Source organism: Streptomyces sp. NPDC097640 (assembly GCF_040302705.1).
Classification (GTDB): domain Bacteria; phylum Actinomycetota; class Actinomycetes; order Streptomycetales; family Streptomycetaceae; genus Streptomyces.
Genome location: NZ_JBEOSB010000077.1, coordinates 1 through 2,704, shown reverse-complemented (window position 1 = coordinate 2,704; position 2,704 = coordinate 1). Strand labels below are relative to the sequence as shown.

Below are 2,704 nucleotides of genomic sequence, written 5' to 3'. Positions count from 1 at the left end.
CCACCTGCGACACCACCAACCCAACCCAAATCACCAACCTCCTCAACACCATCCCCCCAACCCACCCCCTCACCACCCTCATCCACACCGCAGGAACCAACCTCAAATCGTCCATCGCCGATTCGAGCGCGGCGGATCTCGCCGAGACAGCCGGGGCGAAGGCGACCGGAGCGGCCCTTCTGCACGAGCTGTTGCGCGAGCACGACACGATCGAACACTTTGTTCTGTTCTCCTCCATCGCCGGCACCTGGGGCAGCGCGAACCAGGCCGGGTACGCCGCCGCCAACGCCTACCTCGACGCCCTGGCCCAGCACCGCCGCGACCAGGGACTCCCCGCCACCAGCATCGCCTGGGGGCCCTGGGACGGTCCGGGAATGGCGGCGCACGAGGACACACGCGCCCACTTGCGCCGTCGCGGTCTCCGGGCCCTGTCTCCTGATCGCGCCATCGCCACCCTCGATCGCATCCTCGGCCACGACCCCGACACCACCACCGTCGTCGCTGACGTCGACTGGGAGGACTTCGCCACCACCTTCACCGCTCGGCGGCCGGCTCCGCTCATCGACGAGATCCCCGAGGCCCGCCAGGTGCTTCGCGGCGAAACCGCTGCGCCCTCCGCCGACTCTCTTCGCGAGCGGCTTGCCCAGCGTTCGCCCAAGGAACAGCAGCAGGCACTTCTCGAGATCGTCCGCACACACGTGGCCTCCGTTCTCGGCCACTCCAGCCCCGAATCCATCGACGCTCAGCAGGCCTTCAGCGCGCTGGGGTTCGACTCCCTCACCGCTGTCGAGTTCCGAAACCGCGTCGCGGCCGCCACCGGACTGGCGCTGCCCACCACCCTTGTCTTCGACCATCCGAGCCCCACCGAATGCGCCGCGCATCTGCGAGCGGCGCTGCTGGGCAGGGGCGACGACGAGCTGGGCGAGGCTCTGTCGGGCGGGCCGACGAAGCGCGCCGGAGCAACACCCACGGACGAGCCGCTCGCGATCGTCGGGATGGCCTGCCGGTACCCGGGCGAGGTGCGGTCGGCTGAGGATCTGTGGCGGCTGGTCGCCTCGGGCGCTGATGCCATCACCGGGTTCCCGACGGACCGCGGCTGGGACCTGGAGCGCATCTATCACTCGGACCCCGACCACGAGGGCACCTGCTGTACCCGGCACGGCGGATTCCTTTATGACGCCGGAGATTTCGACCCGGCGTTCTTCGGCATCAGCCCGCGTGAAGCCCTCGCCATGGACCCGCAGCAACGGCTGCTGTTGGAAGCCTCATGGGAAGCGTTCGAACACGCGGGCATCACGCCGGGGACCCTGCGGGGCAGCCAGACCGGGGTCTACGTCGGAATCAATGTGCAGGACTACGCGGCTCATGTGCGGCAGGTGCCACAGGCCGTGGCCGGCTATGCCCTGACCGGCAGCTCGGGGAGCGTCGCCTCCGGCCGTATCGCTTACACCTTCGGCCTCGAGGGCCCGACGGTCTCGGTGGACACGGCCTGCTCATCCTCCTTGGTCGCGCTGCACATGGCCGGTCAGGCGCTGCGCACGTCAGAGTGCTCGCTCGCGCTCGTCGGCGGAGTGATGGTGATGTCCACGCCTGAGACCTTCATCGAGTTCTCCCGCCAGCGGGGACTGTCCCCGGACGGACGATGCAAGGCGTTCTCGGCCACCGCTGACGGCACCGGCTGGGCCGAAGGCGTCGGGATGCTCGTCGTGGAGCGGCTGTCCGACGCGCGGCGCAACGGCCACCGCGTTCTCGCCGTGGTACGCGGCAGCGCGATCAATCAGGACGGTGCCAGCAACGGCCTCACTGCCCCCAACGGCCCGGCACAACAACGCGTCATCCGACAGGCCCTGGTCGGCGCGGGGCTGTCGCCTTCCGATGTCGACGCTGTGGAGGCGCACGGCACCGGTACCGTCCTCGGCGACCCCGTCGAGGCCCAGGCGCTGCTGGCTGCCTACGGGCAAGACCGGCCCGAGAACCGACCCCTGTGGCTGGGGTCGGTGAAGTCGAACATCGGACACGCCCAGGCGTCGGCCGGCGTGGGCGGGGTGATCAAGATGGTGATGGCCCTCCAGCACGAGACCCTGCCCCGTACGTTGCACGTCGAAGAGCCGTCATCCCATGTGGACTGGTCCTCGGGGGCAGTACGGCTGCTGACAGACGCCGTGCCGTGGCCACGGAACGGACGTCCACGGCGCGCCGGTGTCTCCTCCTTCGGTGTCAGCGGCACCAACGCCCACGTCATTCTGGAAGAAGCACCCGCCGCGGAGCCCGACGGTACGGAAGAGACAGAGCCGTCTTCCGCGCCTGCCGTGGAGGCGTCCGCCCTCCCCTTGCTCTGGCCGCTGTCCGGGAAGTCGGCCGACGCCCTCCGAGCCCAGGCGCGCCGACTGCGGGAGTTCGTGTCCGTGGCCCCCGGCGCCGATTCCGGATCGAGGCTCGCGGACATCGGGTACACACTGGCCACGCATCGGTCGGCCTTCGAGCATCGAGCGGTGGTCATTGGCTCCGACCGTGCGGAGTTTGTGCGCGGTCTGGACGCGCTCGCGTCCGGCCAACCGGATGCCGGGGTGCAGGAGGGGGTTGCGGCGCCCGGTGGGGCGCGGGGTGGCGTGGTGTTTGTGTTTCCGGGTCAGGGTGGTCAGTGGGCCGGGATGGGACTGCGCCTGCTGGAAACCTCACCCGTCTTCGCCCAGTCCATCAACGA

General features: G+C 69.6%; 1 protein-coding gene. It reads left to right on the top strand.

Translation table 11 applies throughout. The annotated features are described in order from the left end of the window. On the top strand, positions 1-2,704 hold a 2,704-nt coding region (locus tag ABTY62_RS47370), incomplete at both ends, for a type I polyketide synthase (RefSeq protein WP_352135609.1).